Consider the following 21433-nt stretch of genomic DNA (forward strand, 5'->3'; position numbering starts at 1 on the left):
GCCTTAATATTTTTTAGTCAGAATGAATCTGCCCTCTTCTTCGGAAGAGTTATTGAGAAGGGAATCTCATGAGCACCAAAAGTGTCATTGTCGCTTTGGACATCGGTACGACGAAAGTCTGCACACTCATTGCGCTTAAATCAGCCAAAAATTTAGAAATTTTGGGAGTAGGTTCTCACCCAAGTCACGGCCTTAAAAAAGGCTCAGTGGTGAATATTGAAAAAACTGTTGAGAGTATTCGCACTTCAATTGAAGAAGCTAAACTCATGGCAGGAATCGAAGAACTTGAATCTGCGACAGTAGGTATCGCGGGTAACCACATTTACTGCTTCAACTCTTCTGGAGTGGTTCCAGTCAAAAACAAAGAAATCAATCAAGCAGATGTTGATCGTGTAATTGAGGCCGCAAAAGCAGTTTTGATTCCATCAGATCGCGAAATTCTCCACGTGATTCCACAAGAATTCAAAGTCGACAATACAGTTGGAATTAAAAATCCAATTGGGATGTGTGGTTCACGTCTAGAAGTAAATGTTCATATCGTGACAGGTAAAACTCCACTTATTCACAATCTAGTGAAATGTGTTGAGCAAGCGGGCCTTAACGCCAACTCAGTCATTCTTCAGCCAATCGCCTCTTCACGTTCAGTTCTTTCGGTAGAAGAAAAAGAACTTGGTGTTGTTCTCATTGATATCGGTGGTGGAACAACGGACGTCGCGGTTTGGAAGGACGGAAGTCTTCTTCATTCTCAAATTATTCCACTAGGTGGAAATCACTTTACCAATGACTTAGCTGTGGCCCTGAAGATCCCTCACAATGAAGCTGAAAGGATCAAATTGGCCCACGGAACGGTCCTAAAAGCCGCCCAGCTAAACGAAACTTATCTGACTGTTCAGGGCCTTTCTGGCACCAGACCACGTGAAGTTTCTTTGAGTTTTATCGCGGAAGTACTTGGAGCTAGGGCAGAAGAGCTCTTCTCAGTGGTACGTGAACTGATCTTGGAAAAGAATTTGCAAGGAGAGATCACTGGGGGCTTCGTGCTTACCGGCGGAGGCGCACTTATTAAAAATCTTCCTGAACTCGCTGAGTTCATCTTAGAGAAGCCGGTGAAGATGGGCTACCCAACGGCCTTTGGTGGAATGACTACGGCCATGCAACACCCGAAGTTTTCAACTGTACTTGGACTTCTTCAAGAATCAACTCACGCCTCTAAGGCCGTGACACGTGAAGAAAAAGTACAAGACGAAACAGATATGTTTGATAAACTAGGTAAGTCTTTAAAAAACGTTTTCAAAGAGATTTTTTAATTCCCGGAGGAATTCATATGTTCGATATCGCCGACAACGAAAACAATACTATCGGTGCCAAGATTAAAGTCATTGGCGTTGGTGGAGGCGGATGTAACGCTGTTAATACCATGATCCGTTCAGGCCTAAATGGTGTTGAATATATCGTTGCTAACACAGACTCTCAGGCCCTTGCCGCTAACCTTGCTGGAACTAAAATTCAACTTGGTGGCAACGTAACTAAAGGTCTAGGCGCAGGCGCGAACCCGGAAGTTGGTCGTAAAGCTGCGATCGAAGATTATGAAAAACTTTCTGAAGTTCTTCACGGTGCAGATATGGTTTTCGTAACTGCAGGTATGGGTGGTGGTACTGGAACTGGTGCAGCTCCAGTAATCGCGAAACTTGCTCGCGAAATGGGTGCTCTAACTGTTGGTGTAGTAACAAAGCCATTCATGTTTGAAGGTAAAAAACGTTCTCGCCAAGCTGAAGAAGGTATCCGTTCTCTTGAAGAATCAGTCGATTCACTAATCTGTATTCCTAACCAGCGTCTTCTTCAACTTGCTGGCGAGAATCTATCTCTAGTAGATACTTTCAAAGCTGCTGATGAAGTTCTTCTGAACGCTGTTCAAGGTATTTCAGACCTGATCAATAACACAGGTCTAATCAACGCTGACTTCGCAGACGTTTCAACTGTTATGACTAATAAGGGTCTATCTCTTATGGGTACAGGTATGGCGTCGGGTGCTGAGCGTGCTCTTAAGGCCGCTAAGCAAGCGATCAGCTCTCCTCTACTAGAAGATGTTTCAATCGACGGTGCTACTGGCATCATCATCAACATCACTGGTAACGGGACTCTTACAACTCATGAAACTAACCAAGCTGTAACTCTAATCATGGAAGCTGCTGATGAAGATGCGGAAATCATCTTCGGTACAGTGATTGATGAATCAATGGGTGAAAACGTAAAAGTTACTGTGATCGCAACTGGTCTAGTGACTGCTCGTAAAGAAGCTTCAACTGGTGGTTACACAACTGCTCGGTCCGAAGGGACACGTCCAGCACCAGTAATGGCCCAGCCAGTGATGGCACAGCCAACTGTTGCTGCTCAACCAGTAATGTCTCAGCCTGCTGTTGAAACTTATCAAGCTCCAGTTGCTCCGGCGATGAGAGTTGAAACTTCGGCCCCTCGTATGGAAGTAAAAGTTGAAGCAGCTCCAATGAGAACTGAAGCTCCAGCTCCAAGAATGGAAGTTCGTCCAGAGCTACCAACGCAAGCTCCAGTGATGAATAAAAATACTGATTACGCTGTTAAGTCAGAAATGACTTTTGATTTCGATGAGCCACAAACGGTTGAGGCGGCTCCTGTAAGAACTGAAGCTCCAGCTAAACCTAAAATTAACTGGGCAGAAAAACTTCAGAACGCGGCCTCTAAGTATGAGTCACAGAAAAATTTTGAAACAAATACATCTGCAGCTCCACAAGTGAAGCCTGCTCAAGTTGCTCCTGAGCGTACTGAGTATCATCACTTTGATGCTACTGAGCCAGTGGCAAATGCTTCTAATCAAGCTGCGCAAAACCGTGAAAGCAGAATCAAGTCTATCGCAGAGAAACTTGGTTTCTTTAACTTCGATGAAGATGAATTCGATACACCATCATTCATGAAAAAGAATGAGCGCAATCACGACTCACAAATCTAAAAATGAAGGCCGGGCAACCGGCCTTTTTTATTTTCTCGCTTACTATCAGTCAGCAGTTCACAGTCAGCGATGACAATCTTCTTCCCTCAGTAAAATCCTCTGTTCCAGAAATTGTGTGGATAATCTTAATACCATCTTTTACGCTTCATGAATGAGGATAAAAAATCAGCATGGAATGGGTCTCTTAGAGGCCTTGTTAGCTGTCGGAGTCCTAGGTGGATTGGCATTAGTTATCAATCAACTTGGGCAAAATGCACGTAAGGCCGTTAATAATCATGAATCAAATAATGATGTTAAGGTCACACTCGAACAGATTCAGTCTGTGCTGTCGGATCAAGACAGCTGTACCGCCACTTTTATCGGTAAAAACGCCAGTTCATCTTCAAATATAGTTCAGGCCTTAAAAAAGAAAAATGCTAGCGGATACTCCGATACATTTATGACAAGTGCTGTAAGTCCCAATACAACCTATGGTCAGAAACAGCTCCGGATAAATTCCTATTCTTTATCAGATGCCGCGCCTGAAGTTGATGTATCTGCACAAGGAACAACTCAATTGTTGGTGAACTTCAATCGAGGGACCAAAGGAGTGCAGGCCAGTTCCATCTCGCAAAAAGTAAATCTACGGGTGGTGCTAGATGGATCAGGAAATATCACAAACTGTGTGGCCTTCAACGCTTCTACAAGTGATATTTGGAAACAAGTCACAAATAGTTCGAACATTTATTTTAATACTGGTCACGTAGGAGTTGGAGTTAATGCACCAACTTCGAATTTAACTGTCCGGGCCTCTACTTTCCCTCTACAACCTGGTCTGCATATTCTCGGAAATGAAAATGCTACCGCGGGCTGGAATAGATCGGCCGTGAATTACAGTGATACGAGTAGTGCGGAGTTTTGGAGAGTGGCTCTGTTTGGGGCCAATTCACTCGAAGGTGAAGGAAAATTTGGAATCAATACGACCGGTGGTGTGAATCGTGTGATTTTTACCAAGAGCGGAAGCATGGGCATTGGAACCACTCGGCCAAATTGTGAAATGACTGCTTGTGAAAACTCAGACAATGGTGATCCTAGTTACGTTCAGAAATATTTGCATATTCATTCTAGCGCCGCCGGACCAACTGATTATTCATCTGTTTTTTTAAGCTCGAATGCCATGGGAGACAATGAAATTGTCGGAAGCTTTGGCTTCGCTTCTACAAGTAGAACTGAAGGTCATGACCGAAGAGTTGGAGTCATCACAGGTCATGTTTCAAGTCCTGCCGGTACACCTTTGAAAGGGAGTATGCTTTTCTGGACCAATGATGGAACGGGCACTCGTTGGAATATGATTTTGACCGAGATTGGAGATCTTTGGATCAGAGGAATTTTTTCAGTCGGCGGTACAGTCAGCGAACGCTCAGACGAGAGTTTGAAAAAGAACATCAGACCATTGTCATCATCTCTTCATAAAATCAATAAGCTTCAAGGCGTGAGCTACGAGTGGAAGAACAAGAAGGATCAGGGGGCCCAGGTTGGTCTTATTGCTCAGGATGTAGAAAAAGTCTATCCCGAAGTCGTGAGTCAGGACAGGAGCACGAAGAGCATTTGGTATAGTGGGCTTTTGGCACCGGTTATAGATTCAATTAAAGAACTTCATAGAGATATCTTGTGGAGAAGTAAAAAAATTAAAAAACTTAAAGCTGAGAACCAAGAACTAAAAGACTACTTATGCTCTCAAAAAGGTGTCATAGAATTTTGTTCTGGGAAAGAAGGGCAATGACTACAAACCAAAAAGGGATAGGTATTGTTCAGATTCTCATGGCCCTCGGAATTCTTGGTGGATTAGCATTGGTGATTGGGCGCTTTAGCAATGAGGCCGGTAAAGTTACAACAAATGTTGAGACGAATAACGACATTGTAGGTGTCATTCAGCAGATTCAGGCCGTTTTATCTGATCCAGAAAGTTGTTCAACCACGTTTCTTGGTAAAAGAGCGAACAATTCAATCAATGTGGTTCAGTCTTTACGGGTTAAGCATAATGGTGTTTTTACCAATGCCTTTGATACCAAATCAACCAATCCTACTTTGAGTTTTGGTCAGCAAAATTTAAAGATTCTCTCCTATGCATTGTCTGATGCAGATGATGAAGTAGACGTTCCTACCTTGGGCACGACTCATTTACTGATCAATTTTGATCGTGGAACCAAAGGATCTCAGGCGCAATCAATTGCAAAGAAGGTCAGTTTAAGAGTCAATGTTAATGCTAGTGGAGACATAGTAAGTTGTGTGGCCTTCTCAACTAGCAGTAGCGATCTTTGGAAATATTCTTTAAACAATTCGGATATCTTTTATTCCGGTGGCAACGTCGCCATAAATACCAGTGTTTCAAATGCCAATCTTACAGTTCGTGCCACTACCATGCCTGGAACTACTCCCGGAATTGCCATTATTGGGAATGAGGCCAGCAATGCGGGATGGAACAGATCGAATATTACTTTTTGGGATCAGAGTTCAAGCTATGCCTGGTCGGTTGGTATGTATGGAAGTGCCTCCTATGAAGGTGAAGGAAAAATTGGCATCAATGGCGGTCCGAAGAATTCGCCTCTTCCCAATAGATTTATCATCACCAAAGAAGGTGATGTCGGTGTAGGCATTACTGATCCTGGAAAGGGATTCGATTGTATTCCTTCAATCATATGTCCCAACAGTATTGATTTTCAGTTTCATAATCCTAGTACCGATTCTCTCTATGGCGGAGGAAATCTCATCTTGAGTTCGAACGCTACCGGAAACGGAGCGGTAGTAGGATCTTTGGCAATGGGAACCATGAGCAGTATTAACTTAGAAAAGCGTATCGCGGTAGTTCAGGGACAAATTAATAACTTTTCTCCTCTGCGTGGACAACTGCTGTTTTGGACCACTAACGGGGGAATAATGGATATTGGCATGGTGATTGGCCCCACAGGAGATCTTTGGACTAAAAGAGAAATCACTACCACTGCATTAAACGTTTCATCGGATGCGAGATTAAAAGAAAATGTACGTCCTTTTTCTAATGGCCTTGAAAAGATTCTGTCTTTAAATCCGGTGAGCTTTCAATGGAAAGATAAAGAAAAACCAGGTCATCAGTTAGGATTTATTGCTCAAGAAGTGGAAAAGATTTTTCCTGAACTGGTCAGAGTTGACGAGCATGGAATTAAATCAGTGGCCTATATGGAGCTTCTGGCACCTATCGTAAATGCCATTGAAGAACTTCATCACAAAATTCTTTTAGGCCAGAATGATATTCAAAAGCTAGAACAGGACGGGAATAAGATAAGAAGTTATTTCTGTGCCCGTGATCCTAATGCGGAATTTTGCCGGGAAGGTAGAGAATGAGAAAAGCGCAAGCGGGTCTGGGTCTGGTTGAACTTTTAACGACCATTGGGCTCCTTGGAGGAGTGCTTCTTCTCATTAGTTCCCTCAATCAGAGTGCTAATAAGGTGGCAACGAATCTAGAGGTGAATACAGATCTTTTAGAGACCTTGCAAGAAGTTCAGGTCCTCTTATCGAAGGCAGATAATTGTAAGGTCACTTTTCAGGGTAAGAATGCAGTTAATTTTTCCAATGTCGTTCAGACCATTAAGCAAAAAAACAATTCTGGATATGCAGATGTATATCCAACTGTGACCTCTAACCCTCAGAAAGTATATGGTAGTAAGAGACTTAAAATTAATTCCTATTCCCTTTCTGATGCTGCTCCGAACGTAAGTGTCACAGGACAGGGAACTACTCATCTGATGATTCAATTTAATCGTGGAAAAAATGGTACTCAGACTGAATTCATCACAAAAACCATTCCACTCAGTGTAAAGGTTGATGGCTCGGGAAATATTACGGACTGTGCTGCTTCAATTGGAAGTAAAAACGATCTTTGGAAATATGCCGCCAACAACACTGATATTTATTATTTAAATGGAGTAGGAGTTGGTACTAATACACCGAGTGCCAACCTGACTGTGATGGCCAGAACTTTTCCTGATCCTTCTGGCGTTTCTATCATTGGAAGTGAGTCAGGTGCGGCCGGATGGAATCGTGCGGCCGTGACTTTTACTGATCAGAGTAGTGATCAACGTTGGTCAATGGCCATGTTTGGAACAGCATCTAATGAAGGAGAAGGGAGCTTTGGATTTGGAGGGGGGCATCTCTCCACGTTGGGGATGAATCGGTTACTCATTACCAAAAGAGGCGATGTTGGGATACATACCAATCTTGTTCAGCCAACCTGTGGCATGGCCAGTTGTTATGCTGGCAGATTCTTACATGTTCATTCCAACTCTGGTGGAGAAGTAGACGCTTCACAAATGGTTTTATCTTCTAGTGCCGGTGCCAATGGAAGTTTAGTGGGAGGTCTCGCCTTTGCAGCGTCAGCGAGTTCAAGTGCGGACCGAAGAGTTGCTGCAATTACTGGTCATGTAACAAATAATCCAGGCTCTCCTGTAACTGGGAACATGCTTTTTTGGACCACCAACAATGGTGTTATTAATTACAATGGCATTCTTTTTCAAAACGGAGATTTCCGCATTAGTGGAAATGTTAATACTGTTAAAGTCATTCAGGCCTCAGATGGAAGACTCAAAAAGAACATCCGGCCCTTGAAAGAAGCTTTGAAAAAAATCTTGTCTCTAGAGGGAGTTAGTTACTTTTGGAAAGATAAAGATCTTCCTGGAAAACGATTGGGCTTTATTGCTCAAAAAGTAGAAAAGATCTTTCCTGAACTGGTGAGAACTCAAGCTGATGGTTATAAGACCATGATGTATGTGAATTTAGTGGCGCCTGTAATTGAGGCCATTAAAAGTCTCTCGGTGATGAATGATCAAGGCTCTGAGCAAATAGCAAAACTTGAATCCGAGAATAGAATGCTTAGAGCTTATATTTGCAGTGAGGACGCGAGTGCCAATTTCTGTCACTGAATAAGTTCTTCTACCGCTTTTGATGGATTTATATTTTTTAATTTTGGACAAGTCTTTTCCACAATTTTTGTAAAATCAACGTTTTTGTAATATGGGTTAAAGCCCAGTTCATTCTTCGTAAACTTTTGATCTGCATAGCTCTTAAAAGAAGGTTCACAAAAATATTTATCTGAATAGGCCTTGGCGAACTGATTTCTCAAACGAGAGCGATGATTTCCTTGGGTCAATTTCATAACATTGATCATCACTTCGTTTGATAGACCTGGGTCTAAATTTCTGAACATCGGTCCCATGAACTTAAAGTTAGCGTTGTCTTTGAGATTGTTTTGAATGATCTCAGATGCCCCAAGCCGAATGGATTTCTTATAACAATCCTCAAGAAGTGGATTGTTGAGTTTTAAGATTCCTTCTGAGGCAAAATTCGTTATCGCCAGTTCACTACAACGGTTTGCAATTCTAGTGAGTTCTTCTACCTTAGGAGTCCAGTTCGCGAGTGTCGGAGAGACATTGTCTTTTGCCATTTGTGAATTCCGATAGGGTTCTTCACAGGCCTTCTCAGAAGTATATTCTACACCGTCAAAAACAGTGTCCTTAATGAAGTAATATTTTTCCGGACTTTTTTCTTTTAAATGAGTCGGATTGTAGCGATAGGCCACGACACTTTCAGCAAAGTCTTCACGCTCATTTGTCATGCCATATTCAGAGACGGCAGTTTCGGGTTTGCTGGTCTCTCTATATAAAACACCGTCCTTTACCTTGCCCGGAGTTGTCCAACCTCCTTGCCTCATCCATTCGGTACTTTCATCGACCTCTGTCACTCCTCCCATAGCATGAGCGAGTTCGTGGACAATCGTCGCTCGACGATTTTCAGGAGATTGAGTGTTCCAAAGATCAAAGATCATAATGGTAGCGTTAGCAAGGGTATTGCCACTATCAAGACCTCTGGGAGCGTGAATGAGAGTTCGGCTCTTCTCAAATGGAATAACACCTTCAGGGAAATCTGAAATTGCCAGAAGGACCGTATCTAATTCATCTTTTTTCCAGGCAGAAGTGTTTTCTTTTACAATGTGTGAGCCGTTTAAACCAAAGCGTCTTTGCATGAAATGAAGTTGCACACCAATTTCAGGACCAAAAATCTCCTTTAGGGCGCAGTCCACTTTTTTACATGTTGAAGAGAAGTTCTTAATTTTCTTAGGATCTGGTTCACCTAAAAAATCGACAGAAGTAGTGAGGTGAAAAAATGTTTCAAGGTTTTCAGGGGATTCATTCTCAAAGCTAATACCATTTATTTTTTTATTTATTCTGATGGTCGATTCATTAGACTTTAACCAATCACTCATTTCGCTTATTGAAAAAGGATTTTTCCTTAAGCACTTGGCCTTTTTGATTTCATTCTGGGTGGCCGCTTCCCAACTGATTTTTCTCTGAAGGGAAATAAGATCGTTTAGTTCTGTAAAGGAAGGTTCTCCACAACCTTCATGTGCATATGATGAGATTGAAAGAATGAATGTAAAAGTGAAGATAAGGGCCTTCATGGTCGTTTTCCATTCATGGGCCAAATAGTAACGGAGCGGAGTCTTTTAGACTCATTGTTGGCAAACTCAAGTTTTAAATTTTCTCCTGGCACTTCAATGGTGATCGTGCGACCAGCATCGTGACTAGGTGCCTGCAGAGACTTCTCTAATTTCTCTTTTTCTTTTGAAGACAGTCCTGAATAAACTCGTCGAAAAAGTGATTGAGAACTGGTCTGAGATTCATTCGGTAATTGCGCATACAGATAGTGAAAACGATTCTTCTTAAGGCCAATCGTCACATCATTTTTGGCAGAAAAATAGTGAAGATATAAAGCATCCTGTTCTTTGGATTTAATTTTATCCTGGAAAATTTTTTCAATTTCCTCGCGAGAAGATTTTGATGAAAGCTGACTAAGTTCGGATGGAAGCAATTTAAGGACTTCATCCCGAATGGGTTGCTTGGCATTCGCGCAAAGAGAGAACGACACTAGACCTAATAGCAATATCAACTTCATAGGTGACTTTTCGGAAAGTTGAGCTAATTACTTTAGTTTTAAGATTGAAGATTTTCTTTAACAATTTCAATGTTTTCTGGGATCGAGAAGACCACTAAATAGGTCTCAATGAAGTCTTGGTCTACGTTAATTTTGTAGTGAGTTTCTACATAGGTAGGAATATTTTTTTCTTCGAAAAGGCGTTTCTTAGCATCGTAAAGACGGACACCGTCTTCTGGATCATGGGTCGAAGTTTTAAGGGTGAAGACCTCTTCCCATTCATTTTTCATGATGAGAGGCAGATGCTCCTTACAGAAATGAAGAGTCTTAAAGGGACGAATACAGGCCTTGCAAAAAAGCCTGTCACAAATCGCACAAGTGGTCTCACCTGGCTCATCCGGATGATTAGGACAGAAAAGATCTGAACGCTTGGGTCTAAGCCTCTCCATGTCCTTCATGCGTTTCATGATGTCAGGATGATAGTGAGGTTCGGCAGGAGTATCTTGATTTTGGGCAGGTAGCTTTTGTTTAAACAAACGGTAAATCAAAAAGCCCAGTACTCCCAGGATAATAACCAGGAGAAGGTTCATGATAGATATAAGGACAAGTGCCGTTTGTTCCATTAGTACAAGTGTACTTCCGTTACGGGTTTATAACCCAGAAAATTATTATAAAACTGACGGGCCGAGATCTTTAACTGATCTTTGACGTAAGCTTCTTCCCTGCCACCGAGATTATTTTTAATTTGCTCAGTAAGTTTCTTCTTTAAATTCTCAATCCATTCTTGAGCGATTAATGGAAGTCCAACAGTCGTGATTTCCATGTGGCCCATAGTGCGGTGGTAACTGATGAAAACCGCTCCTTGAGTCGCCATTTTACGACGTTGAGAGATCTGGGTCTTCTCAATCTCCATCGCCTTTCCATGAATAAGACGAGGCTCTTTGGCGTCAAGTTCTTCAATCTTAACAGTCCCTTCTCCCAAAATGATTTCGTTATAGTTGTAAATCAAATGAGAGGAGATTTTTGGATAAGCTGTTTTAATGAAATCATAGTGCTTCTTTAGAAGATAAGATTCACCATGAATCGGAAAATAAAAACCAGGAGTAAAGTTTTTAAGAAGAATATGAAGATCTTCTTTCCCTGGGTGGCCAGAAGCATGGATCAAGTGATCATAGGCAGTAATGATTTCAGCGCCAAATTCAGTGAGCTTATTATAGATGCGATAAATTTTCTTTTCGTTTCCTGGAATGACCTTAGAACTGAAAATAACAAGATCACCTGGGCCCGGTTTAAAAGTTCCATCTTCACCAAAACTAAAACGTCTTAGGGCCGATAGAAAATCTCCCTGACATCCAGAAAGGAAAATAAGCATTTTCCCGGTCTCGCCTTTTACTTGGTCAGGCATATAGAGTTCATCCGGACCTAGATCAACGTGACCCGTTTCATAGGCCGCTTCCATATAGGTCTTCAGTGAACGTCCCATGATCACTATTTTTCTTCCCGCCTCTTTGGCCATCTTGGCGATGATGTTCATGCGATGAACGTTCGAAGCAAAGAGCGTAATGAACACACGGTTCTCTTCTCGATTCATGAGTGCTCTTAGATCTTCGTGCAGTTCATTTTCAGAAGTGGTCTTTCCATCATGCATGATATTGGTTGAATCAATGAAGTAGGCGGTCTGAGCACATTCAGAAAGTTTTTCTTCAATACGGGCAAGATCAATTGGTTTCTCGTGTTTTGAGAAAAGATCCACTTTAAAATCAGAGATATAAAGGGCGCCCCATTTTTTATCATTACTACGAATCACAAGACCCGCAGTTTCAGGAATCGAGTGGTTCACATGAATGGGAAAAACTTCCACATTTTTAAACTGAAGATGAGATGTCTCGTTATAGAGTTCATACTTCATCGTGATTTTATGTTCTTCTAATTTTTTTTGAATCAGGTGATGAGTGAAGTTCGTCACATAAACAGTGATATCAGGGAACTCTTTAAGAAGATGCCCTAATCCACCAATATGATCTTCATGTCCGTGAGTGATGATGATTGAAGTTAGGCGACTTGAATCAAGAATCGAGAAATCAGGAATGAGATAGTTAATGTCGAAACACTCTTCGTAAGGAAAAAGCATGCCACAATCAACCAGAATGTCCTCATCCGGAGTTCGAATGAGAGTCATATTCGAGCCAATTTCTTCGACTCCACCAATGGGAATGATGTTAAAGTATTTGTTTTTCAAAATAAGTCCTTTTGGAAATTGTAACAGACCATCACCCAAAATGCATGGGCAATGGTCTAGACTTGGACCTATTTAATCAACTTAGATGGCCTCTGTGTTTGAGGCTTCGATATGAGAAGAATCAAGGAGTTCACGAATGCGGGCGGCCAAAATCAAGGCGGCCACATCGGTTTCTTCTCCGACTGTAAAGTCAGCGTATTGTTTCTGAGGATCTAGATACTTTTGATACATTGGTCTCACTGTATCGTAATATTGAGCGATCACAGATTCGAGTGAACGACCACGCTCTTTCACGTCACGGTGAAGACGACGAGTGAAACGGATATCTGAATCAACATGCAAGAAACATTTGATATCAAGCATGTCACGGATTTCTTGATCGTAGAGAGAAAAGATCCCTTCAAACAGAACGACCTTACATGGACCCACCTGCTCATACTCTTCAGTTCGAGTTGATGTAGCGAAATCATAGATTGGGCATTTAATCCCCATGCCTTGTTTCAGCTCAGATAGGTGATGACGGAGAAGGTTCCAATCAAAAGCATCCGGATGGTCAAAGTTCGCTTTACCAGTTGTGGTATAGTTCGTTTTAGGTTGAATAGGTAAGTAATAGGAATCCATGTGGAGAAGTACAGATTCAGAGCTGTTGATGCTCTTCATGACTTTTTTGGCAAAAGTCGTTTTTCCAGACCCCGATCCGCCTGCGATACCGATGAGAAAGATTTTATTTTGCATATCGGGAAGTTTTACTAACAAAGAAAGTACCATATGCGCAAGAAAACCTTCAGAAATGTAATTTTTTTATCCTCACAATGGGCCCTTCTTAGGTTATAAAGCCATTAAATTAAAGGATTTTTATGGACGCATTTTGGGTAGTGACCCTATTTCATTTCCAACCAACTTCGGAGCAATGGGCGAATATTGAGTCCATGGCAATTAATGACCACGGTTCTCTAGGGATCGAAGAGTTTTCTCTCGATGAACCAGAGGTAGATGCACTCTTAGGTGAGCGTTCTTATTCCGGTGGTGATTTACCACAAGACGTTTTAGATGAAGTGGAAAGCCGTGTGCTTGGACGCCCAAATAATTATCGTTTCTTTTTCGGTGATGAAGAGGGTGCTTCAGAGTTTTATACTAAAGTTGGCCAAGTCTATTTATGTGAATCACAAATTGAAACTCAGCAAACAGAAGACTGGAACGCAGAATGGAAAAAGCATTACGCTCCGATCAAGGTCAACGATTCGCTTGAGATCATTCCTTCTTGGAACAAAGATTATAATAGTACTAGTCGCGAGAAAATCTATATCTATCCAGGTATGGGATTCGGAACTGGTAGTCACGAGACAACCTTCTTGTGCTTAAAGCTTTTCACTGAACATCTTTTAAACCAAAAAGTAGAAACGGTTTTAGATTTTGGTTCCGGTTCAGGGATCTTGGGACTTGCTACGTTCAAGTTTTTCCCTGAGGCCAAAGTTGATTTTTATGACATTGATCCTGAGGCCAATAAGAACTGTTATCAAAATGCTGAGACCAATAATCTAGAAGATCATGCTTTTAGACTGCTTCTGCCTGAAGTGAGAGAAAAACTCATGAAGGAATACGATGTGGTCTTCGCTAATATTCTTGAAAGTATTCTGATGCTCGAGCAAGAAGCTCTGATCGCCCATACGAAGAAAGGTGGATCATTGATTCTCTCCGGTCTTTTAAGACATCAGGCCGCAAACATCATCAAGCTTTACACAGATGCTGGCATGAAACTTATCAGTCACGTTGAGAAAGGTGACTGGGCCGCCATTTTATTTAAAAAGGGCGAGGCATGAGGGCCCACTGGCTTTCTGATTTAAGCGTTCAAGAGGGCTACGTCTTAAAAGACGAGTCTCTTCATCATTTGGTGAATGTGATCAGGATTGAGGTTGGTGAGGAGCTGTTACTTCTCAACGGTAAAGGGCTTCAAGTTCTGACTGAAGTTGAAAGCATCGCCAAGCGTGAGCTTCGTTTAAGATTTAAATCTGAGATTCCCGCAGAAAGAAAATACATTTTTGATCTAGCACTAGGTATGCCTAAGCGCGATGCCTTTGAACTTTGTCTTAAGCAGGCGACTGAGCTAGGTTTTCGTAAGATCTACCTCATCCGATCTGCTTATTCGCAAATGAAGGCGCCAGAAATGGATCGCATGGAGAAGCTTCTGGTTTCGGCCCTGGAGCAATCGAATGCGAGCTTTATACCGGAACTCGAGGAAGTTAAGTGGGAAGAGATTCCTTGGAGTCACTATCACTCGGCCCTTCTTTTAGACTCTCAGACTTCCATTAACAGGCCGGTCTTTGATTCAGCTCCTTTAAGTCCTCACCTTTTGATCGTAGGACCAGAGGGTGGTTTTTCGCCCGACGAGCTTAAGTACCTTCACTCACAAAATCAGGTAAAAGTCGTCAATTTACCTACTCCGATTTTGCGAACACCTACGGCCCTGGCCACTGGGGCGGGTATCATGCTTGAAAGTTTGCTTAAGTGAAGAATGACGAGCTAAGATTAAGAAAAGGACCAAATCATGAATTTAGAAAGCGTTCAGAATAAAAAGAATACTCCTCCAGCGAATGATGATTTTATGGAAGAGTTTGATTTTAAACCGATCACTTCGGGTCTTGGTTTTCATCATCAGAAGGCCACGGAAGTAAAGCCAATGTTCACCGAAAGAACTGTGGCCGTAAGTCCGCTTCCGACTTCAGTACCGTCGATGAAAAAAGAAATGAACGTTTATCAAAATGATTTATCAATGTTCTACAATCAGGCCCAGACGCAAGAGGCCCCAGTTGAAGTTGAGCCAGTAGCGGAAGAAAAATATTATCGCGTGGCGGGTAAAACTCAGCGTGTGTTTGCTTACCTGACTGATCTGACTTTTGTAGCAGGACTTTTGGCGGGTGTTTTAACAATTATGGCCAAGTCAGTGGATATGGATCTCATTCAAGTGTGGGAGCAATACCCTCACGAGATTACTCCCCTGGTTGTAACTCTGTTCTGTGGTTTTTATTTGATCTATTTCGCCATCTTTGAAAAGGCGAGTCAGTCTACGCTTGGAAAGAATCTCTTTAACTTAAGAGTGACCAGCATGGACAATGGTTCATTATCTCTTACAACTTTACTCATGCGTTCCATCGTGAGTCTTTTAAACTTTGCGAGTCTTGGTTTATTCTCATATTTTGATTTGCAGAATAAAGTGACTAACTCAAAAGTAATTCGGATCGACTAATGTTTTCACCATCTCTAGAACACTTCCTAAAGCAGAACGAAGGTAAAAGAATTGTTTTTACCAATGGCTGCTTTGATATTTTACACCGCGGACATGTGACTTATCTCGCTGAAGCAAGAAAGCTCGGAGATCTTCTGGTCGTCGGTGTGAATTCAGATGCGAGTGTAAAGCGTCTTAAAGGACCTGAGCGCCCGATCAACAATGAGAACGATCGTGCTTATGTTCTGTCTCAACTTAAGTCAGTAGATTTCACAGAGATCTTCACAGAAGACACTCCCCTTAATCTCATTCTGAAAGTGAAACCAAAAATCCTTGTGAAAGGTGGCGACTGGAAGATTGATCAGATCGTAGGAGCGAAAGAAGTTCTTGCGGATGGAGGAGATGTTTTCTCTCTGAATTTCGTTGATGGCTACTCGACAACTTCGATCATTCAAAAAATTCAGGCATGATTTTTTCTCTCGGAACTTCTGAGAATAAAATTGATCTACCAGAGAATTCTAACTTCGATATCATCTGCTTTTTCAGAGTGAATCATGCTGTTCAAGGTGACTCTTCGCTTTGGTGGAAAACACTTACAGCAAGTCTTCGAGGGAAGCGATCAGTGCTCATTTTAGACTCTAATGTGGGTTCTTTCCCTGCCATGGATAAGACTCAGCGTTGGCAGGTGGGTGATAACTGGTGTTGGCTCTCTCCTAGAAGCCTCAGTGTTATTTCAAAAGCTTACTCCACTTCTGCGATGGATTTTGAACAGTTAAAGTCTTTCTTAACAACTTATAAGCCCTAGAAATCTTTTGATTTCCTGATTTTTTTAATCAGTTACCTAAAAAAGCCCTCAAATAAGTACTTGAGTCTTTCGATAAGAAAACGAGACCGATCATTGTGGTCGGTTAATATTTGATCTCGATTCTTACAAGGAGTACGTTGATGGGCTTAAGAATCAACACCAACATTGCCTCGCAAGAGGTACAAAAGAACCTGAAGGTCAGCAATGCCCAACAGGAAGCAGAGTTTGCAAAACTCTCGTCTGGTAAACGGATTACTAAATCCGCGGATGATGCCGCAGGTTTGGCGATCGCTAAGAAGTTAGAGGCCGAAACACGAGGTCTGCGTGTGGCCAATCGAAACGCAAACGATGCTATCTCGATGGTTCAGGTTGCCGAAGGTGGTCTGAACGAAACGAGTAACATCCTTACCCGTTTGCGCGAACTTTCAATCCAGGCCGGATCGGACACGGTGGGTGAAGCTGAACGAGGCTATCTCTCACTGGAATATGAACAATTAGTTCAAGAGGCCGATCGTATTTCAAAAACCACTTCATTCAACGGCCGACCACTTTTAAAAGGTGAAGGGGACACATTACAGTTCCAAGTCGGTGCGTATGGTGGCGAGGATAACCGAATCGAATTTGATGCTGCTTCAACCGATGCTTCATCAGAGTCTCTCGGTATCAGTGGCTCGAATATCCGGGATAAACAAGGTGCCATTGATAACCTGGAGCGAATCGACAACGCCATTAACAAAGTGAGTGCCTTCCGCGCTAACTTTGGTTCGATCCAATCGCGTCTACAGTCGACCATCAACAACCTTGATGTTGCCACTGTAAACCAAGAAGCTGCACGTTCACGTATTGAAGACGTTGATGTGGCAGATTCAACAGCAAAACTTGCATCTTCTCAGATCAAGAATGCTGCAGGTACCGCTACTCTTTCTCAGGCCAACCAGCTTGGTAACAGTGCTCTGAGATTGATCGGTTAATCGTACTCTGTATTAGGTGTTCCGTATTACTTAAGCCCAGGGCCTCCTGGTTAACCCCAGGAGGTCTTTTTGGAGACAATAACTTTGGCAAACGACAACAAACTTAAAAAAGTAAAAGATGAAGCGACAATCTTGAACTTGTTGTCAGGTGCCAAGCACGGTAATTCGGAAGTCTTTATTTGGAAACTTATCGGGAATGAAAAACATCTTGGTCAGGTCAGAATTGAATCGATCAGGAAGTCCCGAAAAGATTTTTGTATCATACCGGCCGAAGGTCAGGATCGTCTTGTTCAGGAATTAATGGGGAGCCATAACCACGTTGATCTCTACATTCCAGAATCAGCACTTCTTCTTCGTTGTGCGATCAAGCAGACTGATGCTCCTTACCGATACTACCTTCAGCTTCCAAATTTCGTTGCTCAAGTCGAAAGACGACAAAGCTTTCGACTGAATGTGCATGGCACTTCAGAAGTTAAATTGAGCTTCGGAAAATCTGTTGCCCTCCCTCGTCCTATGAGTCAGCATTTCTTAAAAGAATGTTTTGATATCAGTGCCGGTGGTTTTTCTTTCTTCATCTCAAAAATGGAGACCAAGTTTTTCCAAATTGATGACGCCATCCCGATGGTTGAAATCAAGGCCGGAAACTGGACCACTAAGATCAGTGCTCAGATCGCCACCATTCGTGAGGTCGAACCTGACGAATACAATGGTCTCGCCTATAAAGTCTGGAGAGTGAGTTGTCGCTTCTCTCAAATTGATCAGGTCAGTAGGAAGTATCTTGAGAAATTTATTTTTGAGCGGATTAAGGACGAGCTTCATGCTATAAATGAATAGTATGAAGATCGCTGCAATCTCTGATGTCCACGTAAAAGCGCCACATGACGAAGCTGACAAGCTTCTGTCGGCGTTTTTGGACCATCCGGAGGTTCAATCCGCCGATTACGTGCTTCTTCTTGGGGACATCTTTGATCTCATGTGTGGCCCTCACGAAGAGTACCTTAAACTTTATTCTCATTTATTTGATCGCATGGATGCCCTTCATAAAAAAGGCAAGAAAGTCTTTTTCTTAGAGGGTAATCACGACGTTCATTTGCAGGGCCTGTTCCTCAAGCGCTGGCCCAATTTTGAGATTCTTTCAGAACAAATGGCCGTGATTGAAAAAATCGACGGGAAACTTTATTACTTCTCCCATGGTGATGAGCATGAGGTGGATAATGAGGCCTATCAGCGTTACAAGGAAATCATCCATTCGACTCCACTGCGCTTTGTGGCCAATCAAATCCTTCCATATGCAGTTTTAAACTATGTTGGCGAGAAGGCCTCAAAAATCTCTCGCAAGAAAGGTTCTAAAAAATTCGATGCTGAACTTGTAAAAACCCGTTTCCGTAATGGTGTTCAAACCACCACCAAAGGCGAGTTTGATTTTGTGATCGGTGGCCATAGTCATGTAAAAGATAATTTCACATTACCGGGCACGAACAGTGTTTACTTAAATAACGGTTACGCTTTAAGAGAAAATACGTTCCTGCTTATAGATAACCATGTTCCTCGATTTGTTCCGATCACTTTCTCCAGAGAAAGTTAGGCCAGGAGGGCCTAACTTGTATGCGTAAGCAGCCCGAAGGGTCTCGAAGCTGGAAGCGAAGAGAACAAAGTGAATCTTAAGATAATTGCGCCATTGATCTCACTTCTTTCTGAATCATTTTCCCTGAAATTTCTTTCACGGTAGATTCGGTTCTCGCTTCTTTGTCCTGAGACTGAATGTCCTTGTTCACAATAATGAGGCTTTCCGCAAATTGAGCGATCTGAGGAAGGTGAGTAATCGCAATCACTTGTCCATGGGCCGCGACTTCGGCCAAGGCCTTGCCGATGCTGTTTGCAGTATCACCCCCGATTCCGGTATCAATCTCATCAAAGAGGAAGATACTGATAGAATCATCACTGGCCAGAATTTGTCTAAGACTCAGGAGAATTCTTGAAAGCTCACCACCAGAGGCAATGTCTTTAATTTTGAAGTAACCTTCGCCAGGGTTGGTTTCTGCCAGGAAATGTACTCGAGAGAAGCCAGTGTCAGTTAGCTCTTCTAGTGATTCAAGATCAAGCCTAATCGTGGCCCCATTCATTTTGAGTTGGCGCACTTTTTGGGTCAGCTCAGTACTTAGTTTTTTACAAAACTGAGAGCGGGTCTTGTGAAGCTTTTCAGCTTGAGACATAAGTTTTTTATGCAAAGTCAGGATCTTCCCTTCCAACTCATCACAATTAACTTCGAGGCTTTCCAATGTGTTCTTTTCTTTTAAGAATTCCACTTGAGTCTGAAGAATGGTCTCCACGTTTCCACCGAACTTCTTTTTAAGTCGCTGATACGAATCCAGACGATCCAAAACTCCTTCGAGGTCGGCCGGATCCACTTCCATATTGAGTTTTCGATCGACAATATCGTTTAGGTTATGAACTCGATCATCAATTTCGGAGAGTAGTTCCATCTGATCCTGAAAGAGATCAGGATTTTTTGAGAAGAGGGAATTTAAAAATTTAAGCTGTCCCAAAATTCCAGGAATGCCATCGTTGCCATCAAAACTTTCTTTAACTTGAAAGCAAAGCTTCTGGGTCTTCTCGATGTTCATTAATAAATTTTTCTTCTTCAGGAGATCTTCTTCATCCTGGGAGGAGGGATTGAGTTTCTCAATCTCCTGAAGTTGAAAATTTAAATAATCCAATCTCTGTTCTCGATGGGTCTTCGATTGAATTAATTCACTTTGTTCTTTTTTAAGGGCCTTGAGTTCTCGCAGTCCCTCTTGGTAAATGGCAAGATCTGGTAACTGCTTTGAGTAGTGATCCAGCAGATAGAGCTGATAACTTTCAGAAAGAAGTTTCTGGTTTTCAAATTGGCCTACGAGATCAATAAACTTCCGGGCAAAGCTCGCGAGGAACGTCACCGTACAAGTTAAATGATTGATATAGGTCTTGGTGGTGCCGTTCTTATAAATAAGTCGTTTAATGACAATTTCATTCCCTTCAATAGGAAAGCCTTCTGATTCCAGAAACGCTTTAACTTTGTCATCGTTGCAGGTGAAAGAAGCTTCAATGAGAGCGCATTCAGTTTCACGGCGCACGACCTTTTTGTCGGCCCTGCCACCGAGAATAAGCTGAAGAGCATCGAGGACAAGGCTTTTACCAGAACCGGTCTCACCGATAATGGCATTAAAGCCGGGACGAAAGCGGATACTTTGATTTTTAAAGGTGGCGAAATTTTGAATGACTAGATTTTTGAGATGGAATTTGGCGTCCATATTGTCCTCGCTTGAGAACAATATTACGGATAGTCTACGTATGAGTCAATATATTTCCGTAGTTTTTACGTAGGACCAGTTTAATCTTTTTTAGAAAAGACAAATTTATCTCTAATTGTTTCAAAATACAGGCGCTCAGGGTTCTTAATCAGGGTGATCTTTTTCACTTTAGAACCGTTAATCGTCACTACATCCTGCTCATCTACATTAATGGCCACCTGGCCATCAAGGGTCAAAGTCACAGAATGATGCGGAGGAAGAATTTTTAATTGAATAGGGGCAGTATCTGGTACGACAAAAGGACGGTGAATTAATGAGTGCGGGCAAATTGGGGTAAGAACAAGTCCTTTAACGTCCGGATGAACAATAGGACCGCCGGCCGCCATTGAGTAGGCAGTTGAACCCATCGGTGACGAAATAATAATGCCATCACCTGCAAGGTTATAAATGTGCTCATGGCCCATTTCTGCACGAAGATAAATCATGCGTGCGATATCGTTTTTAGCGAGAACAGCATCGTTAAAGAAATAATCGGAGAAGTGCTCCTCGCCTTTTTTAGAAATGCTTACATGGAACAGGGGCTTGGTCGTGGTCTCGTACTTCCCTTCCATGATGTCAGTCAGGCGATCAAAGTATTCGTTCTTGTTAAACTCAGTAATGAATCCTAAGCGGCCCAGATTAATTCCCAGAACCGGAATCTTAGTATTGATTCGGCGACAAGCACCAATCAGAGTTCCGTCTCCACCCAGAGAAAACATGAGATCGACTTTATTGTGAAAGTTCTTAGAGTTCCAAAACTCCAGACCATCAGTGGATTTTTGTTTGAAAAATTTATGAACGCGTTCTTTGTCTTCTTCACGGAAGACCACTTGTTTTTTACGACGAAGAAGCCAGGCACACAAATTCGGTAACAGATTATAAAATTCCGGAGTGGAATTTGGCTTAAGCGTGATACCGATAATTTTGAACGAAGGTTTCTTCAT

General features: G+C 42.2%; 20 protein-coding genes. 13 read left to right on the plus strand and 7 right to left on the minus strand.

Annotation, left to right across the window (positions count from 1 at the left end):
* Positions 1–68 precede the first annotated feature (68 nt).
* From ftsA to ACJVC5_RS05805, 5 genes are all read left to right on the plus strand, one after another.
* Positions 69–1304, plus strand: a complete 1236-nt coding sequence (gene ftsA, locus ACJVC5_RS05785; RefSeq protein WP_408098420.1) for a cell division protein FtsA — start codon at positions 69–71, stop codon at positions 1302–1304.
* A gap of 17 nt (positions 1305–1321) precedes the next feature.
* Positions 1322–2980, plus strand: a complete 1659-nt coding sequence (gene ftsZ / locus ACJVC5_RS05790; protein WP_408098421.1) for a cell division protein FtsZ — start codon at positions 1322–1324, stop codon at positions 2978–2980.
* Positions 2981–3131: 151 nt separating this feature from the next.
* Positions 3132–4742 carry a tail fiber domain-containing protein gene (locus ACJVC5_RS05795; protein ID WP_408098422.1) on the plus strand — a complete coding sequence of 537 codons (1611 nt, stop codon included), beginning with the start codon at positions 3132–3134 and terminating at the stop codon, positions 4740–4742.
* On the plus strand, positions 4739–6340 hold the full coding sequence (locus tag ACJVC5_RS05800) for a tail fiber domain-containing protein (protein ID WP_408098423.1): 1602 nt from the start codon (positions 4739–4741) through the stop codon (positions 6338–6340). The genes ACJVC5_RS05795 and ACJVC5_RS05800 overlap by 4 nt, the downstream gene beginning before the upstream one ends.
* Positions 6337–7914, plus strand: coding sequence for a tail fiber domain-containing protein (locus ACJVC5_RS05805; protein WP_408098424.1), 1578 nt, complete (start codon positions 6337–6339; stop codon positions 7912–7914). The genes ACJVC5_RS05800 and ACJVC5_RS05805 overlap by 4 nt, the downstream gene beginning before the upstream one ends.
* Here the strand turns inward: ACJVC5_RS05805 and ACJVC5_RS05810 are convergent.
* The 5 genes from ACJVC5_RS05810 to udk form a co-directional block, all read right to left on the minus strand.
* The gene (locus ACJVC5_RS05810; RefSeq protein WP_408098425.1) at positions 7908–9254 is read right to left on the minus strand and encodes a hypothetical protein; all 1347 of its coding nucleotides are present in this window, start codon (positions 9252–9254) and stop codon (positions 7908–7910) included. The two genes, ACJVC5_RS05805 and ACJVC5_RS05810, sit on opposite strands and share 7 nt — an antisense overlap.
* 191 nt (positions 9255–9445) lie before the next feature.
* Positions 9446–9943 (minus strand): hypothetical protein, encoded by a 498-nt coding sequence (locus ACJVC5_RS05815; protein ID WP_408098426.1) that lies wholly within the window; start codon positions 9941–9943, stop codon positions 9446–9448.
* A gap of 38 nt (positions 9944–9981) precedes the next feature.
* A complete protein-coding gene (locus tag ACJVC5_RS05820) occupies positions 9982–10545 on the minus strand; it encodes a hypothetical protein (RefSeq protein ID WP_408098427.1) in 564 nt (187 codons plus the stop codon).
* Positions 10545–12161: a ribonuclease J gene (locus tag ACJVC5_RS05825; RefSeq protein ID WP_408098428.1), complete on the minus strand. Its 1617-nt coding sequence runs from the start codon at positions 12159–12161 to the stop codon at positions 10545–10547. The genes ACJVC5_RS05820 and ACJVC5_RS05825 overlap by 1 nt, the downstream gene beginning before the upstream one ends.
* A gap of 81 nt (positions 12162–12242) precedes the next feature.
* Positions 12243–12896: a uridine kinase gene (gene udk / locus ACJVC5_RS05830; RefSeq protein WP_408098429.1), complete on the minus strand. Its 654-nt coding sequence runs from the start codon at positions 12894–12896 to the stop codon at positions 12243–12245.
* Positions 12897–13018: 122 nt separating this feature from the next.
* Here udk and ACJVC5_RS05835 point away from each other — a divergent pair, with 122 nt between their 5' ends.
* From ACJVC5_RS05835 to ACJVC5_RS05870, 8 genes are all read left to right on the plus strand, one after another.
* Positions 13019–13981, plus strand: a complete 963-nt coding sequence (locus ACJVC5_RS05835; protein ID WP_408098430.1) for a 50S ribosomal protein L11 methyltransferase — start codon at positions 13019–13021, stop codon at positions 13979–13981.
* Positions 13978–14670: a 16S rRNA (uracil(1498)-N(3))-methyltransferase gene (locus tag ACJVC5_RS05840; protein WP_408098431.1), complete on the plus strand. Its 693-nt coding sequence runs from the start codon at positions 13978–13980 to the stop codon at positions 14668–14670. Before ACJVC5_RS05835 ends, ACJVC5_RS05840 begins: the two co-directional genes overlap by 4 nt.
* 36 nt (positions 14671–14706) lie before the next feature.
* Positions 14707–15405 carry an RDD family protein gene (locus tag ACJVC5_RS05845; protein ID WP_408098432.1) on the plus strand — a complete coding sequence of 233 codons (699 nt, stop codon included), beginning with the start codon at positions 14707–14709 and terminating at the stop codon, positions 15403–15405.
* Positions 15405–15854: a D-glycero-beta-D-manno-heptose 1-phosphate adenylyltransferase gene (rfaE2, locus tag ACJVC5_RS05850; protein ID WP_408098433.1), complete on the plus strand. Its 450-nt coding sequence runs from the start codon at positions 15405–15407 to the stop codon at positions 15852–15854. Before ACJVC5_RS05845 ends, rfaE2 begins: the two co-directional genes overlap by 1 nt.
* Complete coding sequence (locus tag ACJVC5_RS05855) at positions 15851–16189, plus strand: hypothetical protein (protein ID WP_408098434.1); 339 nt, start codon at positions 15851–15853, stop codon at positions 16187–16189. Before rfaE2 ends, ACJVC5_RS05855 begins: the two co-directional genes overlap by 4 nt.
* 140 nt (positions 16190–16329) lie before the next feature.
* A complete protein-coding gene (locus tag ACJVC5_RS05860; protein ID WP_408098435.1) occupies positions 16330–17160 on the plus strand; it encodes a flagellin in 831 nt (276 codons plus the stop codon).
* 69 nt (positions 17161–17229) lie between these two features.
* Positions 17230–17994, plus strand: a complete 765-nt coding sequence (locus ACJVC5_RS05865) for a PilZ domain-containing protein (RefSeq protein WP_408098436.1) — start codon at positions 17230–17232, stop codon at positions 17992–17994.
* 1 nt (position 17995) lies between these two features.
* Complete coding sequence (locus ACJVC5_RS05870) at positions 17996–18745, plus strand: UDP-2,3-diacylglucosamine diphosphatase (RefSeq protein ID WP_408098437.1); 750 nt, start codon at positions 17996–17998, stop codon at positions 18743–18745.
* 76 nt (positions 18746–18821) lie between these two features.
* On the opposite strand, the gene ACJVC5_RS05875 is transcribed toward ACJVC5_RS05870, so the two are convergent.
* Together ACJVC5_RS05875 and ACJVC5_RS05880 are read right to left on the minus strand one after the other, a co-directional pair.
* Positions 18822–20450, minus strand: a complete 1629-nt coding sequence (locus tag ACJVC5_RS05875; protein ID WP_408098438.1) for a DNA repair protein RecN — start codon at positions 20448–20450, stop codon at positions 18822–18824.
* A gap of 80 nt (positions 20451–20530) precedes the next feature.
* Entirely contained in the window at positions 20531–21433 is a 903-nt protein-coding gene (locus ACJVC5_RS05880) for an NAD(+)/NADH kinase (RefSeq protein WP_408098439.1), read from the minus strand.

It is taken from the genome of Peredibacter sp. HCB2-198 (genome assembly GCF_045999315.1).
In the GTDB taxonomy this organism is placed as follows: domain Bacteria; phylum Bdellovibrionota; class Bacteriovoracia; order Bacteriovoracales; family Bacteriovoracaceae; genus Peredibacter.